Annotated in this window: 11 protein-coding genes and 3 pseudogenes; 12 read left to right on the top strand and 2 right to left on the bottom strand. The window is 68.7% G+C overall.

Annotated elements, in window-relative coordinates; translation table 11 throughout:
* From ACTWP5_RS17635 to ACTWP5_RS17605, 7 genes and pseudogenes are all read left to right on the top strand, one after another.
* A pseudogene (locus tag ACTWP5_RS17635) lies at positions 1 to 109 on the top strand (IS5/IS1182 family transposase); the annotation flags it as partial.
* A gap of 2 nt (positions 110 to 111) precedes the next feature.
* Positions 112 to 660, top strand: coding sequence for a DNA-methyltransferase (locus ACTWP5_RS17630; protein WP_443221929.1), 549 nt, complete (start codon positions 112 to 114; stop codon positions 658 to 660).
* 166 nt (positions 661 to 826) lie between these two features.
* A complete protein-coding gene (locus tag ACTWP5_RS17625; protein ID WP_443221928.1) occupies positions 827 to 1402 on the top strand; it encodes a DUF4913 domain-containing protein in 576 nt (191 codons plus the stop codon).
* On the top strand, positions 1399 to 1872 hold the full coding sequence (locus tag ACTWP5_RS17620) for a hypothetical protein (RefSeq protein WP_443221927.1): 474 nt from the start codon (positions 1399 to 1401) through the stop codon (positions 1870 to 1872). The genes ACTWP5_RS17625 and ACTWP5_RS17620 overlap by 4 nt, the downstream gene beginning before the upstream one ends.
* Positions 1873 to 1919: 47 nt before the next feature.
* Positions 1920 to 2690 (top strand): hypothetical protein, encoded by a 771-nt coding sequence (locus ACTWP5_RS17615; RefSeq protein ID WP_443221926.1) that lies wholly within the window; start codon positions 1920 to 1922, stop codon positions 2688 to 2690.
* A 49-nt stretch (positions 2691 to 2739) separates the two neighbouring features.
* A complete protein-coding gene (locus ACTWP5_RS17610) occupies positions 2740 to 3552 on the top strand; it encodes a winged helix-turn-helix transcriptional regulator (RefSeq protein WP_443221925.1) in 813 nt (270 codons plus the stop codon).
* Between the two features lie 91 nt (positions 3553 to 3643).
* Positions 3644 to 4294 (top strand): annotated as a pseudogene (locus tag ACTWP5_RS17605) (AAA family ATPase); the annotation flags it as partial.
* A gap of 63 nt (positions 4295 to 4357) precedes the next feature.
* On the opposite strand, the pseudogene ACTWP5_RS17600 reads toward ACTWP5_RS17605, so the two are convergent.
* Positions 4358 to 4639, bottom strand: a pseudogene (locus tag ACTWP5_RS17600) (ISL3 family transposase); the annotation flags it as partial.
* 195 nt (positions 4640 to 4834) lie between these two features.
* Positions 4835 to 5704 carry an IS5 family transposase gene (locus ACTWP5_RS17595; RefSeq protein WP_443221924.1) on the bottom strand — a complete coding sequence of 290 codons (870 nt, stop codon included), beginning with the start codon at positions 5702 to 5704 and terminating at the stop codon, positions 4835 to 4837.
* A 551-nt stretch (positions 5705 to 6255) separates the two neighbouring features.
* Here ACTWP5_RS17595 and ACTWP5_RS17590 point away from each other — a divergent pair.
* The 5 genes from ACTWP5_RS17590 (at position 6256) to ACTWP5_RS17570 (ending at position 13904) form a co-directional block, all read left to right on the top strand.
* Positions 6256 to 7044, top strand: coding sequence for a class I SAM-dependent methyltransferase (locus tag ACTWP5_RS17590; RefSeq protein WP_443221923.1), 789 nt, complete (start codon positions 6256 to 6258; stop codon positions 7042 to 7044).
* Between the two features lie 27 nt (positions 7045 to 7071).
* The gene (locus ACTWP5_RS17585) at positions 7072 to 9465 is read left to right on the top strand and encodes a tetratricopeptide repeat protein (RefSeq protein ID WP_443221922.1); all 2394 of its coding nucleotides are present in this window, start codon (positions 7072 to 7074) and stop codon (positions 9463 to 9465) included.
* Between the two features lie 492 nt (positions 9466 to 9957).
* Positions 9958 to 12408 (top strand): Hsp70 family protein, encoded by a 2451-nt coding sequence (locus ACTWP5_RS17580; RefSeq protein ID WP_443221921.1) that lies wholly within the window; start codon positions 9958 to 9960, stop codon positions 12406 to 12408.
* Positions 12409 to 12464: 56 nt separating this feature from the next.
* Positions 12465 to 12686 carry a hypothetical protein gene (locus ACTWP5_RS17575; protein WP_443221920.1) on the top strand — a complete coding sequence of 74 codons (222 nt, stop codon included), beginning with the start codon at positions 12465 to 12467 and terminating at the stop codon, positions 12684 to 12686.
* A gap of 243 nt (positions 12687 to 12929) precedes the next feature.
* Entirely contained in the window at positions 12930 to 13904 is a 975-nt protein-coding gene (locus tag ACTWP5_RS17570) for a hypothetical protein (RefSeq protein ID WP_443221919.1), read from the top strand.
* The last annotated feature ends 6 nt before the right edge of the window (positions 13905 to 13910 follow it).

Genomic DNA, 13910 nt, shown 5'->3' with positions numbered 1-13910 from the left:
CGCCACGTTGAAGTCCTGGCGGCTCCTGCGGAAGCTGCGATGCAGCACGCCCCGCATAACCAACCTGGTCAAAGCCGTCCTCGCACTTCACCTGAGGCCCGCAGCCTGAGGTTGGAAAAGGCTCACTGGCTGGCCGTCAACCTCAGCCAGGCGTACCGCGCCACCAAGACCTCGGGAACCTGCCTGGTCTTCTCCGACTGGCGCCAAGTCCCCATCACCACCGACGCCTTCCAGGCCGCGGGCTGGACCTGGCGCGGCATCGCGACCTGGCACAAGCCCGCCGCGCGCCCTCAGAAAGGCCGTATCAAGCAGGACTGCGAGTACATCGTCTGGGGCACCAAGGGGCCGGTCGACGCAACGACGAATCCTGTCTACCTCCCGGGGCTGTTCTCCGCCTCGCAGCCGCGGAAGGGCCGCACGCACATCACACAGAAGCCGCTGGAGGTGATGCGTCAGCTCGTTCGCCTGTGCCCGCCCGGCGGCACCGTCCTCGACTTCTGCGCCGGCTCCGGGTCCACCAGCGTCGCCGCCCTGCTAGAGGGCCGGGACTTCATCGGCATCGAGCTCAGCAGCCACTACACCGCCATCGCCCGCGAGCGCCTGGACGAGGCACTCCACGCAGCCACACGCCCGGAAGACCTCGGGCTGGCAGGGCCGTAGCGGTGCGCGCCGACGGGCGGGTGGTGCTGAGCTGCGCGGTCGTGGAGGAGCGAACGGGCACCGATGGCACCGGCTGGGGCTATCACGCATTCTTCGGCCGTACCAAACCCGGCTCCGTGGCGATCCTCGGGATCCACCGTGATCGATCCCGAGGGAGGCGCTGCTGGTGTCCGCTGAGGAACCCGAGTCCTGGATGCCTGACCCGGTCCGGGTCCCGGAGCAGGACCTGGATGATCTGGCCGCTCACGTCGCGATGCTTGCGGCGCGCGCCCAGTCACACGATCAGCTGCTGGAGCGTCTGACCAGCGATACCGCCGACAGTGTGACGGTCGAGGCGTCGCCGGGCTCGACGTTCGTCGTGGGGTTGGAAGGCGACGCCTACCAGCGTGAGGTGGCAGCCCTGGCGCAGTGGGTGGACGAGGTGCTGCTGCCGGTTTACGGGCGGGAGATCTCCACCCAGGCGCCGTGGTGCCCATGGTGGATCGAGCACCCGGAGGCCGTCGCGCGGCTGCACGGCCTGTGGCTGGCCTGGCACCAGCACATCGCGCCCGAGGCGGGCCCGTCCGGCCCGGCGGTGTGGCACCGCGACCACCTCGACCACGTCATCGCCCAGCTCCGGGCGCCCGGTGGCCCGTTCTCCGCCTGCACGACCAGCCCCAAACGCCTCGCCCACCGGCTGCTCGCCCCGCCGAGGTCTGCTGACGAGCCGCCGCCCAGCGGCCCCGGCCGGGCGGCAGCGTGAACCGGCCCCGGCGGGCGGCGGTCTTCGGGTTCGCGGCCGACCCCCGGGCCCTGGCCGACCTTCGGGCGGCGCCGCAGTGGATCCGGGAGCTGGCGCTGCTGCACCTGCAGGACCTCGTCCACGGCGAACAGCGCGGCGTGCGGCTCGGTATCCGTGCGGGCGTGGACCTCTCCGGCTGCCGCCGGCTGTACGTCGACCCGGACGCCACCTGGCGGATCGTCTACCAGGAGCGCCGCGCGCCGCCCGGGTCGGCCCGTGCCCGGGAGGTGTTCCTCCTCGCGGTCGGACAGCGTGAAGCCCACGCGGCGTACAACGCCGCAGCCCGCCGGCTGGGCCGCCTGCACGGAGCCGCCCCCAGCGAGCACCACCAGCCGGCCCTGGCCCGCCCGCACCTGATCACGCCCGCTGCCCCTGCCCATCTGCCGCCACGACCCGCACCCAGCTCGTCCCGCACCGCGCCCGGCCACTGACCGGACCGGCGCCCCACCCCATCGTCACCCGTAGCCAGGAAGGCTCGATGCCCACCTCACCCTTCGCTCCGTCACCGGACTACCGCCTGGTCGGCTACGAACCCGCCGACCGCGCGACGGCCTCGCACCTCGACGAGCTACAGCTGTCCGACGACTCCTTCACCCCGCTGGCCTGGCATCACGAGCGGGATGGAAGCGCGAGCTTTTGGATCTTCCACGACGGCGCGGCCATCTGGGATGTGCCCGGCACCGGCCAGCTGGTGGCGCTGTGCGTCGCGCGCGACCCGGGCAGTCGCCGCTGCTACGTGGAACGCTCCCGGGCGTCCCTCATGCCACTCGCGCAACGCTGGCTGATCAGCCGCGGCGCTCCCCCACAGGCACTGGCCGTGCGCCACCCGGAGCAGCTTCGGCGACCCGCCGACAGCCACACGGTGTGGTTGGAGAGGCAGCTGCGTGACTCCCACCACCGCTACCGGATCGAGCACGAGTACACCCACGAGCCGGCCTCGGCCGCCGAGGGCTACGTCGTGGAGGTCGTGCTGCGCGACCGGGACATCCACCACGCTCACCAGCCCTACCGCCTCATCGTGGAACAGACCCGTCCGGACGGCGCCAGCTACACCCTGCGGCAGGGCGCCTTCCCCGACCACGACGCCGCCATGACGTGGCTCGCGCGCTGGCACACCGACCGGACGCTGCCGCTCCCCAAGCCCACCGTCATGGGCACCCACCACGCCGCCATCGCGGCCCTGACGACACCGTCGGACCCCGCCCATGTCGAACCTCACCGCCCGGGTCACCGACCATCTCGCCCCTGACAGCGCGCCTGTGCGAGCCGTCTGCTTCCCCTGCCGGGAGACCTTCCCTATGCCCGATTCCGCTTGGACCTCCCTCACCGACGACCACCTCGCCCGCGCCGAGCAAGCCGTCGACGCTCTGGCGCCCCGCTGGACCATCCGGCTGCTCACCACCCTCATGCAGGGACCGCTGCGCTTCACGGACCTCGTCCGCGCCCACCCGGGTTTGGCCGTCACCAACGCCGGCCCCAAGCTGCAGCGCATGTGCGGCGATGGCCTCATCACCCGCACACGCCACGGCGACTCCGTCATCTACGCACTGGCCCTCCCCACACGCGTCATCGACCAGGCCCACACAGCGCTCGCCACGTGGGCCGCCGACCACCTCCCGGCCGCCGATCGCCCAAGCACGCACACCGAACGGGTCGAGCGTGCCGTGGCCGTCGTGCACCACCGGCACGCCCTGGCCACACTCAGGACCGTCGCCCAGCGCCAGCCAGCCCAGGTCAGCGAGATCCGCGCGCGGCTGGGTTATCCGCTGGCTCCGGTGTCGCTCACCTACCGCCTCACCCAACTTCAGGCTGACGGCCTCCTCGCACGCCACGGTTCCGGCCCGCACGCAGCGCTCACGCTCACCGAAGCCGCCGCCGCGCTGCCCGCCGTGCTGACCACGCTGGCCACCGTCAGCGCCGGACAGCGCACCCGCGTCGCACCGCCGACCCAGCGTGCCCATCCCCACCGCACCGCTACCGCACCTGCCGCAGACGGCGACCATCCGCTCGTCCCACCCCCGTACCGGCCCACCGAGTTGTTCTCCCACCCCGCCCCACCCCTCGTGCCCGCCACGCATCCGACCCTCCCCGCTACCCGCAACCGCGGATAGCAGTAAGCCCTCGCCCACCCGCGAGGGCCTCGAGACTCTCCGCTGGCGGACCCCCACGCCGCTCCCTCATCCCCGGTTCAAGGACTTCGTGATGTCCCTTCCCTCCTCATCCGCCTCCGGCGCCGCACACACTCAGCCGTCCACGCCGAACCCGGCGCCGCTCGGCGTGGGAAGGGCTCGGCCCGGCGAGCTGCGAGCGAAGGTCACCCATCTCCTGGCCGCCGATCTCACCCGGGTGTGGACCATCCGCGATCTCGTCAACCAGCTGGGCCACTCGGGCGGAGCGATCGGCAACGCCTGCCAGACACTGGTCTCCCGTGGCGAGGCAGAGCAGGTAGGCACCAAGCCACGCCGATACCGTGCGAACCCCGCCACCCTCACCGCCGCGCAACGCTCCACGCCTCGGCGCAGGGCACACGCCTCGTCTTCCGCTTCTCGCCCGACCACAACACCGGCTGCCTCCCCCTCGCGCGCAGGACCGCCGACATCGATCCGGCGCCCGGCCGCGCAGGTCTACCACCCCAGGGCGTTGGCGAACCTCTCGGATGTCGAGGCGCTGCGCAGGCTACGCGAGGCGAGCGTGCCAGTGTTGCTCTACGGGCCGCCGGGGACCGGGAAGATGTCGCTGGTCGAGGCGGCCTTCCCTGACCTGCTCACGGTGGCCGGCGACGGCGACACCACCGTCGGCGACCTCGTGGGCGAGTACACCCAGGACGCCGGTGGCGGCTACCGCTTCGTCTACTGGGTGGGTGCGCAGCCAGTCGGCGAAGGTCTCGGCGGTCCGGTCGGGGAGCACGTCCACGACCCGGCCGGTCTCGACGTCGACCAGGAGGGTGCCGTAGGTGACGCCCTTGCGGAAGGCGAACTCATCCACCCCCAGCACGCGCGGCGCGCGCTCGGGCACCGGCGGGGCTTGGAGGAGCCCCAGCAGCTGGGTCCGTCCGGCTGCCAGCCGTAACCCCCGGCACAGGCGTTCACCGGCCCGGCCGCCAAGCTCGATGGCGATGTGCCGCAGCCACCCGGTCAGCCGGGCACTGGAGCGGCGGAACGGCTCGGTCAGGCCGTCGACCTGCTCGACGAACGTCATCCGGGGGCACTTGTTGCGGTCGCAGAAGAACCGCCGCACCCGCAGCAGCACCCTCACCTGCCGTCCGGCCACCGGCCGTTCCGTCAGGCGACGCCGATACGTGCTGTGCTGCCGTCTCGCCCTCCAGCGGCAGTCCGGGCACCGGCCCGGCCGACTGGTGGACGTCACGCTCAGAGGTCGTTTTCTCCCGATGTTTCATCCTGGAATTTGTATTTGATCCTGAGGTATCGGATCTCGCCAGGAGATGGTGGCTTCGCCGGTGAGGCGGCGGGTCATCAGGTCGGTCATAGCGAGGTGGATCATGGCTTCGGAGCGGGCGGGCAGGGTCTCGTAGTCGCGGGCCAGGCGGCGGTGGAGCATCAGCCACCCGTAGGATCGCTCCACCGTCCAGCGCCGCGGTAACGGAGTGAACCCCCTGGCCGCGAGGCCGCGCTGGACGATCTCCATGTCGATGCCGCGTCTGGCGGCGTGCTCGACGAGGTGCTGGCGGTAGCCGCCGTCCACCCAGGCCTTCCGGATCGAGGGATGGTCGGTGGCGACCGTGTCGATCAGGTGGGTGCCGGCCACGGAGTCCTGCACGCTCGCGGCCGTGACCAGGACCGCGAGGAGTAAGCCGAGCGTGTCGGTCACGATGCTCCGCTTGCGGCCCACGATCCTCTTCGCCGCGTCGATCCCCTGTCCGGCGGCGGGGACGCTCGTGGAGGTCTTGACGCTCTGCGCGTCGATGACACACGCCGACGGGTCTGCACGCTTGCCCTCCTGGCGCCGCAGCAGGCTGCGTAACAGGCCGGTGAGCTGGGTGAACACGCCCTCCTTCTGCCACTTCGCGAAGTACCCGTACACGGTCTGGTGGGGTGGGAAGTCGTTCGGCAGGTAGCGCCACTGCACGCCGGTGCGATCGACGTACAGGATCGCGTTCATGATCTCGCGCAGGTCGTGCTCGGGCGGGCGGCCGATGTCCAGGGCGCCCCGTCGCCGCTTGGCCCGCCAGGCCGACAGAACCGGCTCGATCAACTCCCAGCGGGTATCTGACAAATCACTCGGATAGGGGCGTCGCTCAGCCATGACCTGGGCATACCGCCCACAGCTTGGACGCGTCCAGGCGCGAGACACTCCTGGCGGGAGCAGCGGCCCACGACGGGCGTCTTGGGATGAGACAGGAGCACGGCACACCCCACCCCAGCCGCCACCCCATACGGCACAAGCGTCACCTCCATTCCGCCAGACCCATCGACAAGACGATCCCACCCCGAGGGATCCAGGAGAAATCTCCACTTCAAGGGAGAAAACGACCTCTCAGGAACCGTCTCACATGGTCCGGATGGTGCGGTCTGGGGTGTCAGGCGCGGTCGTGGTCCGCTGCACGGTGGCAGGTGTGTCCTTGGTGGCTCGGGAGCAGCCCTCCAGCCACTTGGCGAGGTTGGCGGTCGAGCGGCATGTCGACGGGCCGGTCGGTATCGGTGAGGACGCGCTGGCGGACGCTGCCGGCACGGAACGATGGTCCTGCCTGTCGGCCCGATGTCCGGAAGTCGACTTTCACCTGTTTGGGTTCTGGGCATCATGGCGTCGGGGCCGGGGGAAGGGCGCGGAAATGGTGCGTAAGCCAAGGGGGTGGGATGGAACTCGTCGCGCACGAGTATGCCGATCTTGGACCACTGCGTACTCGGAGAACCATCCATGCCACCCACAGTGAGCCACCCGACCGCGTTGAAGAGGTGGTCTTGGCCGTGATCCGCACCGCTACGGGCGCGTGCGGCTCAGTGGTCGATGTCGGATGCGGCACCGGCGCACTGCTGCGCCGCTGCGCCGAATCCGGGCATGTCGGGCGGTTGATCGGGCTGGACACCTCAGCTGCCTCTACTCGCGCCACCAGCGGCAGACGAGTGGTAGCGCTCCAGGGCGACGCCTGTGCCCTGCCCCTCCGATCGCAGTCCGTTGACTGTCTGCTGGCACGTCATATGCTGTACCACGTTAGTGATGTGAACCGCGCACTGCAGGAGGCCCGCAGAGTCCTGCGACCGGGCGCCACGCTGGTGGTGGTGCTCAATATGCACGACACCACACCTCGCCTGGCCCAGATGCTCAGCTCGTGCGTCCGCCGCGACGGGTTGCCGCTGCCCGCTCAGCCAGGCGTTGACGCCGATACCATCCAGCCGCTCCTGGCTGCGGTGTTTCCGCAGGTGACGAAGACCACCTACCGGGGGCATCTCGTATTTCATGAACCATCGCCGCTGGCAGCACTCGCAGAATCGTTGCTCGTCTTCTACGGCGTTCTCCGGGGCACCGACCAGCACCGACGGGTGGCCGCGCTGGTGCACGCGGCGGCCGAGGAGTGGTTCGAGGCGAACGAGGGCCCCTGGAAGGACATCAAGGGGTGGACAGTATTTGCAGCGACGGCCACGTGAGGCCCGAGACATGGGACATCGCTGACAATGCCAGCGACCGCCAGAGGAAGAAGGAAAGGAAATATCCAGATCGCTACTCTCGCCATCGTATGGCTAGCGGCCGTGGCCATCGCCGCGACGCTCAGCGCTCTCAACTCACCTCCACCGTGGGTGCTCGGTGTGGGGACGGCCGTAGGTGCGGTTGGCTCCGCGCTGAGTGTGCGAGTGAACGCCCTGCTCGAGCAGGCCCGCGACCTGCCTCCCACCGGGACGGCCAGTTTCACTATCCGTCAGCTACCCCCAGTGGTCGCGCACTTCACCGGGCGTGAGGCCCTGCTACGAGAGGTGCGAGAACTTGCCCTGCTCCGGCCCTTGTGGCCATGGCTTGTGACACGGAAACACGACCGAAGCCGGGCTACCAAGACCAACGTCTTGACGCTCTGGGGTCGCGGGGGGGTTGGTAAGACGGCACTCGCCATCCAACTTGGTCATAGTCTGGCGCCGTTATTCCCCGACGGTCAGATCTATGTGGACCTGCGCGGTGCCCCCGGCTCCGTGCCGCGGTCCCCGGCAGACGTCCTCGCAATGATGCTGCGCGATCTCGGCACGGACGCAGCCTCGATTCCCGAAGGACTCGACGACCAGGCACGGATGTTCCGTTCCCGCACTTCGGGGCTACGGCTTCTAATCATCCTCGACAACGCCCAGAGCGAGGACCAGGTGCGGTACCTGCTTCCTGGTACCGCCACCACGATGACCATCGTGACAAGCCGCTCCCAGCTCCCCGGCCTTGATGGGAGCGTCCCACTGGAGGTCAGAGTACTGGAACACGACCAAGCAATCGCCCTCTTGGGCAAGCTTGCAGGGGAGAGACGGGTGGAGACCGACGCCGAAGCCGCCGTCGAGATCGTGCGCTCATGCGGTCTACTGCCGCTCGCCGTAAGGATCGCGGGAGCTCGCCTGGCGGCACGGCCTGGCTGGTCCCTGGCTCATTTCGCCCGCCGGCTTGCCGACCAGAACCAGCGGCTGGGTGAGCTACAGGCCGGTAGTCTCGACGTCCGGGCAAGCATCAGTCTCGGCGTCGATGCCCAAACGCCCACCGTTCGCCGTGCGTTGCTGCTGCTCGCGCTGTGCGACGCCCCCTCGTTCTCGACCCGCCCGTTGCAGGCGGCGCTCAACACCACGGCCCAGAACGCCGAGCAGACGATGGAGGAACTGACTGAGGCCCAGCTTCTGGAGGCGATGGGCCACGACGTGTTCGGTGAGGCACGGTACCGATTTCACGATCTTGTGCGGGACTACGCGGCCGAGCGACTCGTCACCGAGGTGCCGGAACACGACCGCCGTGCAGCATTAGACCGGATCGTAGGATTCTGCCTCCACCAAGCAGGCCAAATCGAGCGACTGCTGCTTCCTGGGTCCCATCGGCCGCCAAGGCGTACTGCGCTTTGGGTACCTCCGGGCGCTGACGATGAGGAAGCAGCCGCAGAAGACGTGTTGGCGCGATTCGCCACGGAGTATGAATTCCACATGTGTGTCGTCCGGGAGGCACTGGCCGTGGGCGCGACCGTCCCGGCTGCGGAACTGGCCAGCAAGGTCGTCACCTATCAGGATTCCCGGGCTTTGTGGAATGAGTGGGAGAATCTGCAGGTGCCAGTTCTCGAGGCATGCCGGCGGGACGGGGACGAGATGAGCGAAGCCGTGACGCTTGCCGACCTTGCTCTCCTCCGTAGGCTCCAGGGACGGCTGGAGCAGGCAGAGCGCGACGGCCGTCGCGCTCTGGTCATCTTCTCCCAGGCCGGAGAGCATGCTGCCACGGCAAGCTGCCTATCCGACCTCGGATGGTTGCACCGGGTGCGGGGGGAGCACGAGCAGGCCCGTACTCATCTTCGGCAGGCATTGGCTGTTGCCGACGAGTACGAGGTGCCGCGCACCCGGGGCTGGTCGCTACAGATGCTCGCGGACCTCGAAATCGACGGCGAAAATCCACGGGCCGCCCTGGAGCTACTGGAACTCTCCCGAGAGACCCTTGAGGCGATAGGGGACCATCGTGGTCTAGCTTGGACGTTCCGTATTATGGGTGACGCCTACCGAGAGCAGGGAGACGATGACCGCGCGCTGCGCCAGTACATGATGTCCTCGAACCTCATGGAGAAGTTCGGCGACCGTCGAGGAATGGCCCGCAACCTCGGTGCTATCGGGGCATTACACCAGCGAATGAGTCGCCCCGAACAGGCACTGGAATGTTACAGCGAAAGCCTGGATATTTTCCGAGACCTCGGCGACCGACAGTGGCAGGTGCGTATTCTCAAGACGCTCGTAGAGCTTCATGAGAAGGCCGGGCAAACGGAGTTGGCCGAGGCTCGGTGGGCGGAGGTCGAAGTGCTGATAAGGAGCCTTAACGGGGCCACACAGGGATCGCTGCCGGCACGGCGGCTGTGACATCCGGCCACGGTGTGGGCTTCCCCGGCGGGCAGGAAGGGTATCCAAGCGGCGAGGTGGGATTCGGTGGCGGTTGAGATCGGCCGTCTCACATTCCCTGACGACAGGTCAGTGTTCACAGCCCGCGCCGTCTTCGTCAGGTGCGAGGGCCGTGCTCGTCGATCAGCCGGCATACGAAAGCTTCTCGGGCCAGCTCCACCTCCCTGCCTGCGCTCAATCCTCGGAGAACGTCAGCAGCGGCACGTTGTAGAGGTCAGCGCGCCGGGGACGGAGAAGATCGGGCTGGACAACCTCTACAACGACGAGCTCGTTGATGAACTGGCCCACATTCTCCAACAGATGGCTGGTGCGCCCGTGGGCGTTGTCGCCCTTCAGGCCCGCACTGAGGTGGACCCGGCTCCCGCCGGGGCCAGCAAGAGAGAAACGTAGCCTGAGTGCGAGCCCCGGAGGTTGGCGCCGGGCCGTGGGTGCTGGGTGGGGAAGGGGGGTCGGGTGGAGCCGCTGAGGGCCGGGGATCCGGAGAAGGTGGGTGGGTTCGTGCTGCGGGGCCGGCTGGGTGCCGGCGGGATGGGCGAGGTGTTCTGGGGCCGGTCGCCGGGTGGGCGGGCGGTGGCGGTGAAGGTGGTGCATCCGCATCTGGCGCGGCAGGGGGAGTTCCGGCGGCGGTTCGCGCGGGAGGTGGCGGCGGCGCGGGTGGTGGGCGGGGCGTTCACGGCTCCGGTGATGGCTGCCGGTCCGGAGGATGACCGGCCGTGGATCGCGACCGTCTACATTCCGGGTCCTGATCTGGCGGAAGCGGTCGGTGTGGCGGGGCCGTTGCCAGAAGGCGCTGTGTGGCGGCTGGCGGCGGGGCTGGTGGAGGCACTGCAGGCCATTCACGCGGTGGGGGTGCTGCACCGGGATCTGAAGCCGTCGAACGTGCTGGTGGCCGCCGACGGGCCGCGGGTGATCGATTTCGGGATCGCGCGGACGCTGGAGGACACCGCGCTGACAGCGACCGGCCTGGTGGTGGGGACGGCGGGCTTCATGGCGCCCGAGCAGGCCGAGGGCGGCGAGGTCGGCCCGGCCGGCGACGTGTTCGCACTGGGGGCGGTGATCGCCTTCGCCGCCACGGGGGCAGGCCCCTTCGGGGACGGCCCGCCGCTGGCGGTTCTCCACCGGGTGGTCCACGGGCACCCCCGGCTGGACGGGCTCACGGGGCCGCTGCGCGAGCTGGTCGACGCGTGCCTGGCGAAGGATCCCCGTGACCGGCCCGCGCTCGCGACGTTGCTGGAGCGGATCGGCGCGCACTGGGAGCCGACAGACGACGTCCCCGGCGGCTCGCCCTGGCCGGATGCCGTCACCACCCTCATTCAGCGGCGTGCCACACCCCCGACCGCCCCCTACACCGAATCCGCCGAGGCCACGGCGCCGCCGGACGGCGGACCGGACGCGGCGCGTCGGGCCGTCGGCATCGACTTCGGCACGACGAACTCGGCCGTCGCCGTCCTGGAAGGCGACGAGGTCTCGCTGATCCCCAACACCCAGGGCGCCCATACCACTCCCAGCCTGGTGGCCCTCACCGCCGAGGGGGACGTCCTCGTCGGCACGGCCGCCGAGCGGCAGGCCCTCACCCACCCCGGCTCCACCGCGCGCGCCGCGAAGCTGAAGCTGGGCACGGACTGGAGCATCACGCGGGGCGATGTCCGGCTGACCGCCGAGGACGTCGCCGGGCTGGTCCTCGCCCGCCTGCGCCAGGACGCCGAGGCCTACCTCGGCTGCCCGGTCACCAACGTGGTGCTGGCGGTGCCCGCTGGTTTCCGTCGCGACCAGCGGGCCTCGCTGGTCCTGGCCGCTGAACGGGCCGGGCTCAACGTCCTGCGGCTGATCAACGAGCCCTCCGCCGCGGCGATGGCCTACGCGCACCGGCACTGGGACGACTGCACCATCCTGATCCTCGATCTCGGCGCGGGCACCCTCGACGTCTCCCTCATCGAACTCGGCGACGGCGTCGTGGAGGTCAAGGCCACCGCGTGCGAGGGCCGGCTCGGCGGCGACGACTGGGACCAGCGGATCGTCGAGCACCTGACCGACCACGTACGGCGCCGGCACGGCGTGGACCTCAGCGGCGACGTCGCCGCGACCCAGCGGCTGCGCGAAGCGGCCGAGACGGCGAAGATCGAACTGTCGGCGGCGCGCACCACGACCCTCCGGCTGCCCTACCTCGCCACCGGACCAGACGGCCCCGTCCACCTCGAAGAGGAACTGACCCGCGAGGAGTTCGAGACCCTCACCCGGGACCTGCTGGAACGCTGCCGGACCCCCGTCGAACGTGTCCTCGCCGACGCCGAGCACACGCTCGCCGACATCGACCGGGTCGTCCTGACGGGCGGCGCCGCCCGGATGCCCGCGGTGGGCGACCTGATCCGCCGGCTCACGGACGGCCGTGAGCCCAACCGGGGCCTGAGCCCGGAGGCCGTCGCCCATGGCGCGACGCTCCAGGCAGGCGTCCTGACCGGCGTGGTGAAGGACGTCCTGCTCCTCGATGTCGCCTCCCTCTCGATCGGCATCGAAACGCACGACGGGACCACGACGAAGCTGCTCCCGCGGAACGAGACCATCCCCACGAAGCGCTCCGAGGTCTTCACCACGCACACGGACGACCAACCCATGGTGGTCGTCCACGTCGTGGAGGGCGAGCGAGAGCACGCCGCGCGCAACCGGACCCTCGCGGTCCTCGAACTCGCCCTGCCCCCCGCACCCCGAGGCGTGCCCCGGATTGAGGTGACGGCCAACTGGGACGCCATTGATCTGCTCCACCTCACGGTCAGGGACCTGGCCACGGGCAACGAGACAACCGCCACCGTCCACCACGTGACGATGGAACGGGCGACCGCGCTCCGCCGCTCCTCCCGCTGGGCCAGCCTGCGCGATCTCGCCCCTGTGCCTCACCCGGCCTTCTAGCCGCATGGCTGGAGCCCCACCTCGACTGGTGCGCCGAACACCGTTGGGTCGTCGAGTTGCACGACGAGCTGGGCGACCTGATGCGGGCCGTGCGCGGCATCACCCGCGTCCGCCCCGGACGGCGGCCCGTGCCCGTGCCGTGCCCCCGCTGCGACGCGTTGGCGCTCGTCGAGACCGACTGGCAGCTGTACCGGGAGTGCAGCGAGTGCGAGGCGCTGTACACCGCAGACGAACTCGCGCTCGCCGCCGCCGGATGGCTCGCCAGGGAAGCGGCGTGACGCGGACGTGACGCTGATCTAGGTGCGGCGCCGTTGCAGTGGGGCGGCGTCATCCGAACGGCCCAACACGCAGCGCCAGAACACGATGGATGGCGGAGTCTGGGGAGGCATGACGAAGAAGGACAACGAACTCCGTGAAAAAGAGCCTGTTCACGCATCGCCGATCTAGAATTCCGCATCCGTCAGGCAGAAGGGTCTCTATATCGCAGATGCGCCGCAAGGGCGGTGGCAGATGCTGCGCGTATGGAGCTGAAAAAGGCCCGGAGGTGCCTTGACAAGGAACCTCGATGCTCTCCCATTCCCGGAGTGGTGGATCAGTCATTGGCCGAAGCAGACACCCACATCGATACGGCTAGCGCTCTAGTTCTGCACATCACACCAAAGAAGGAACTCGCGGGGTTGATGCCGAGCGTTGCGGAGTTGGTAAAAGCATATCTGCCCACCGATGATGAGCGCAGGAGAAAGGTCGAGATCATCGCATGGGAGGTCTGCAGAGATCCTAATAAGGCCAAGTTTTCACGCAAGCAGCGCGCAACTATCGCCGATGCCGTAGTAGCCGCCTATCGGGTATTGGAGGACCGGAGGATCCGCACCTCCAACTTTGTTCAGAGTCTGTTGCACTGGGCAGTGGGTCTCACCTTTGCGGCGGCGTTGATCGCGGCTTTCGGAATTGTGGCGAAAGACTTGGCCCCACTGTGTTTTAGTCCCGATGACACACACGATGTCTGTCCCACGAAGAACACTGAACGCACTGAACGCACTGAACGCACTGAAGGCACTGAACCAAATGAAGGCACTGAACCCACTCAAAAATTTAGCAACTTCATTGACCTGACATCGCCGTGGGACTACGCGATCGTCGAGGCTCTTGGAACGTTGGGCGCCGCTGTCACCGCGGTGGCAGCTTTTCGCCGACTCGATGGCTCGCCCACTCCCTACCACGTGCCATCTACGCTCGCAATCCTGAAGCTTCCCTTCGGTGCGCTGGCTGCCGTGCTCGGACTCCTATTGATCAAGGGAGAAATCTTCCCTGGGCTATCTGATCTTGACTCTTCGGCTCAAATTCTTGCCTGGGCGGTCATTTTTGGGGCTGCTCAGCAACTGTTCACCCATCTTGTCGACCACCACGGCAAGGCGCTAATGAGCTCAATCAGCGGCCCGTACACCATGTTTCCTGGTCGCTCAGGCCGTCTCGACGATCCGAGCGAGCAGGTATAGCCGCCA

Source organism: Streptomyces sp. 4N509B (assembly GCF_052245655.1).
Taxonomy (GTDB): Bacteria; Actinomycetota; Actinomycetes; order Streptomycetales; family Streptomycetaceae; genus Streptomyces.
This window is presented reverse-complemented; position numbering and strand designations above follow the sequence as displayed.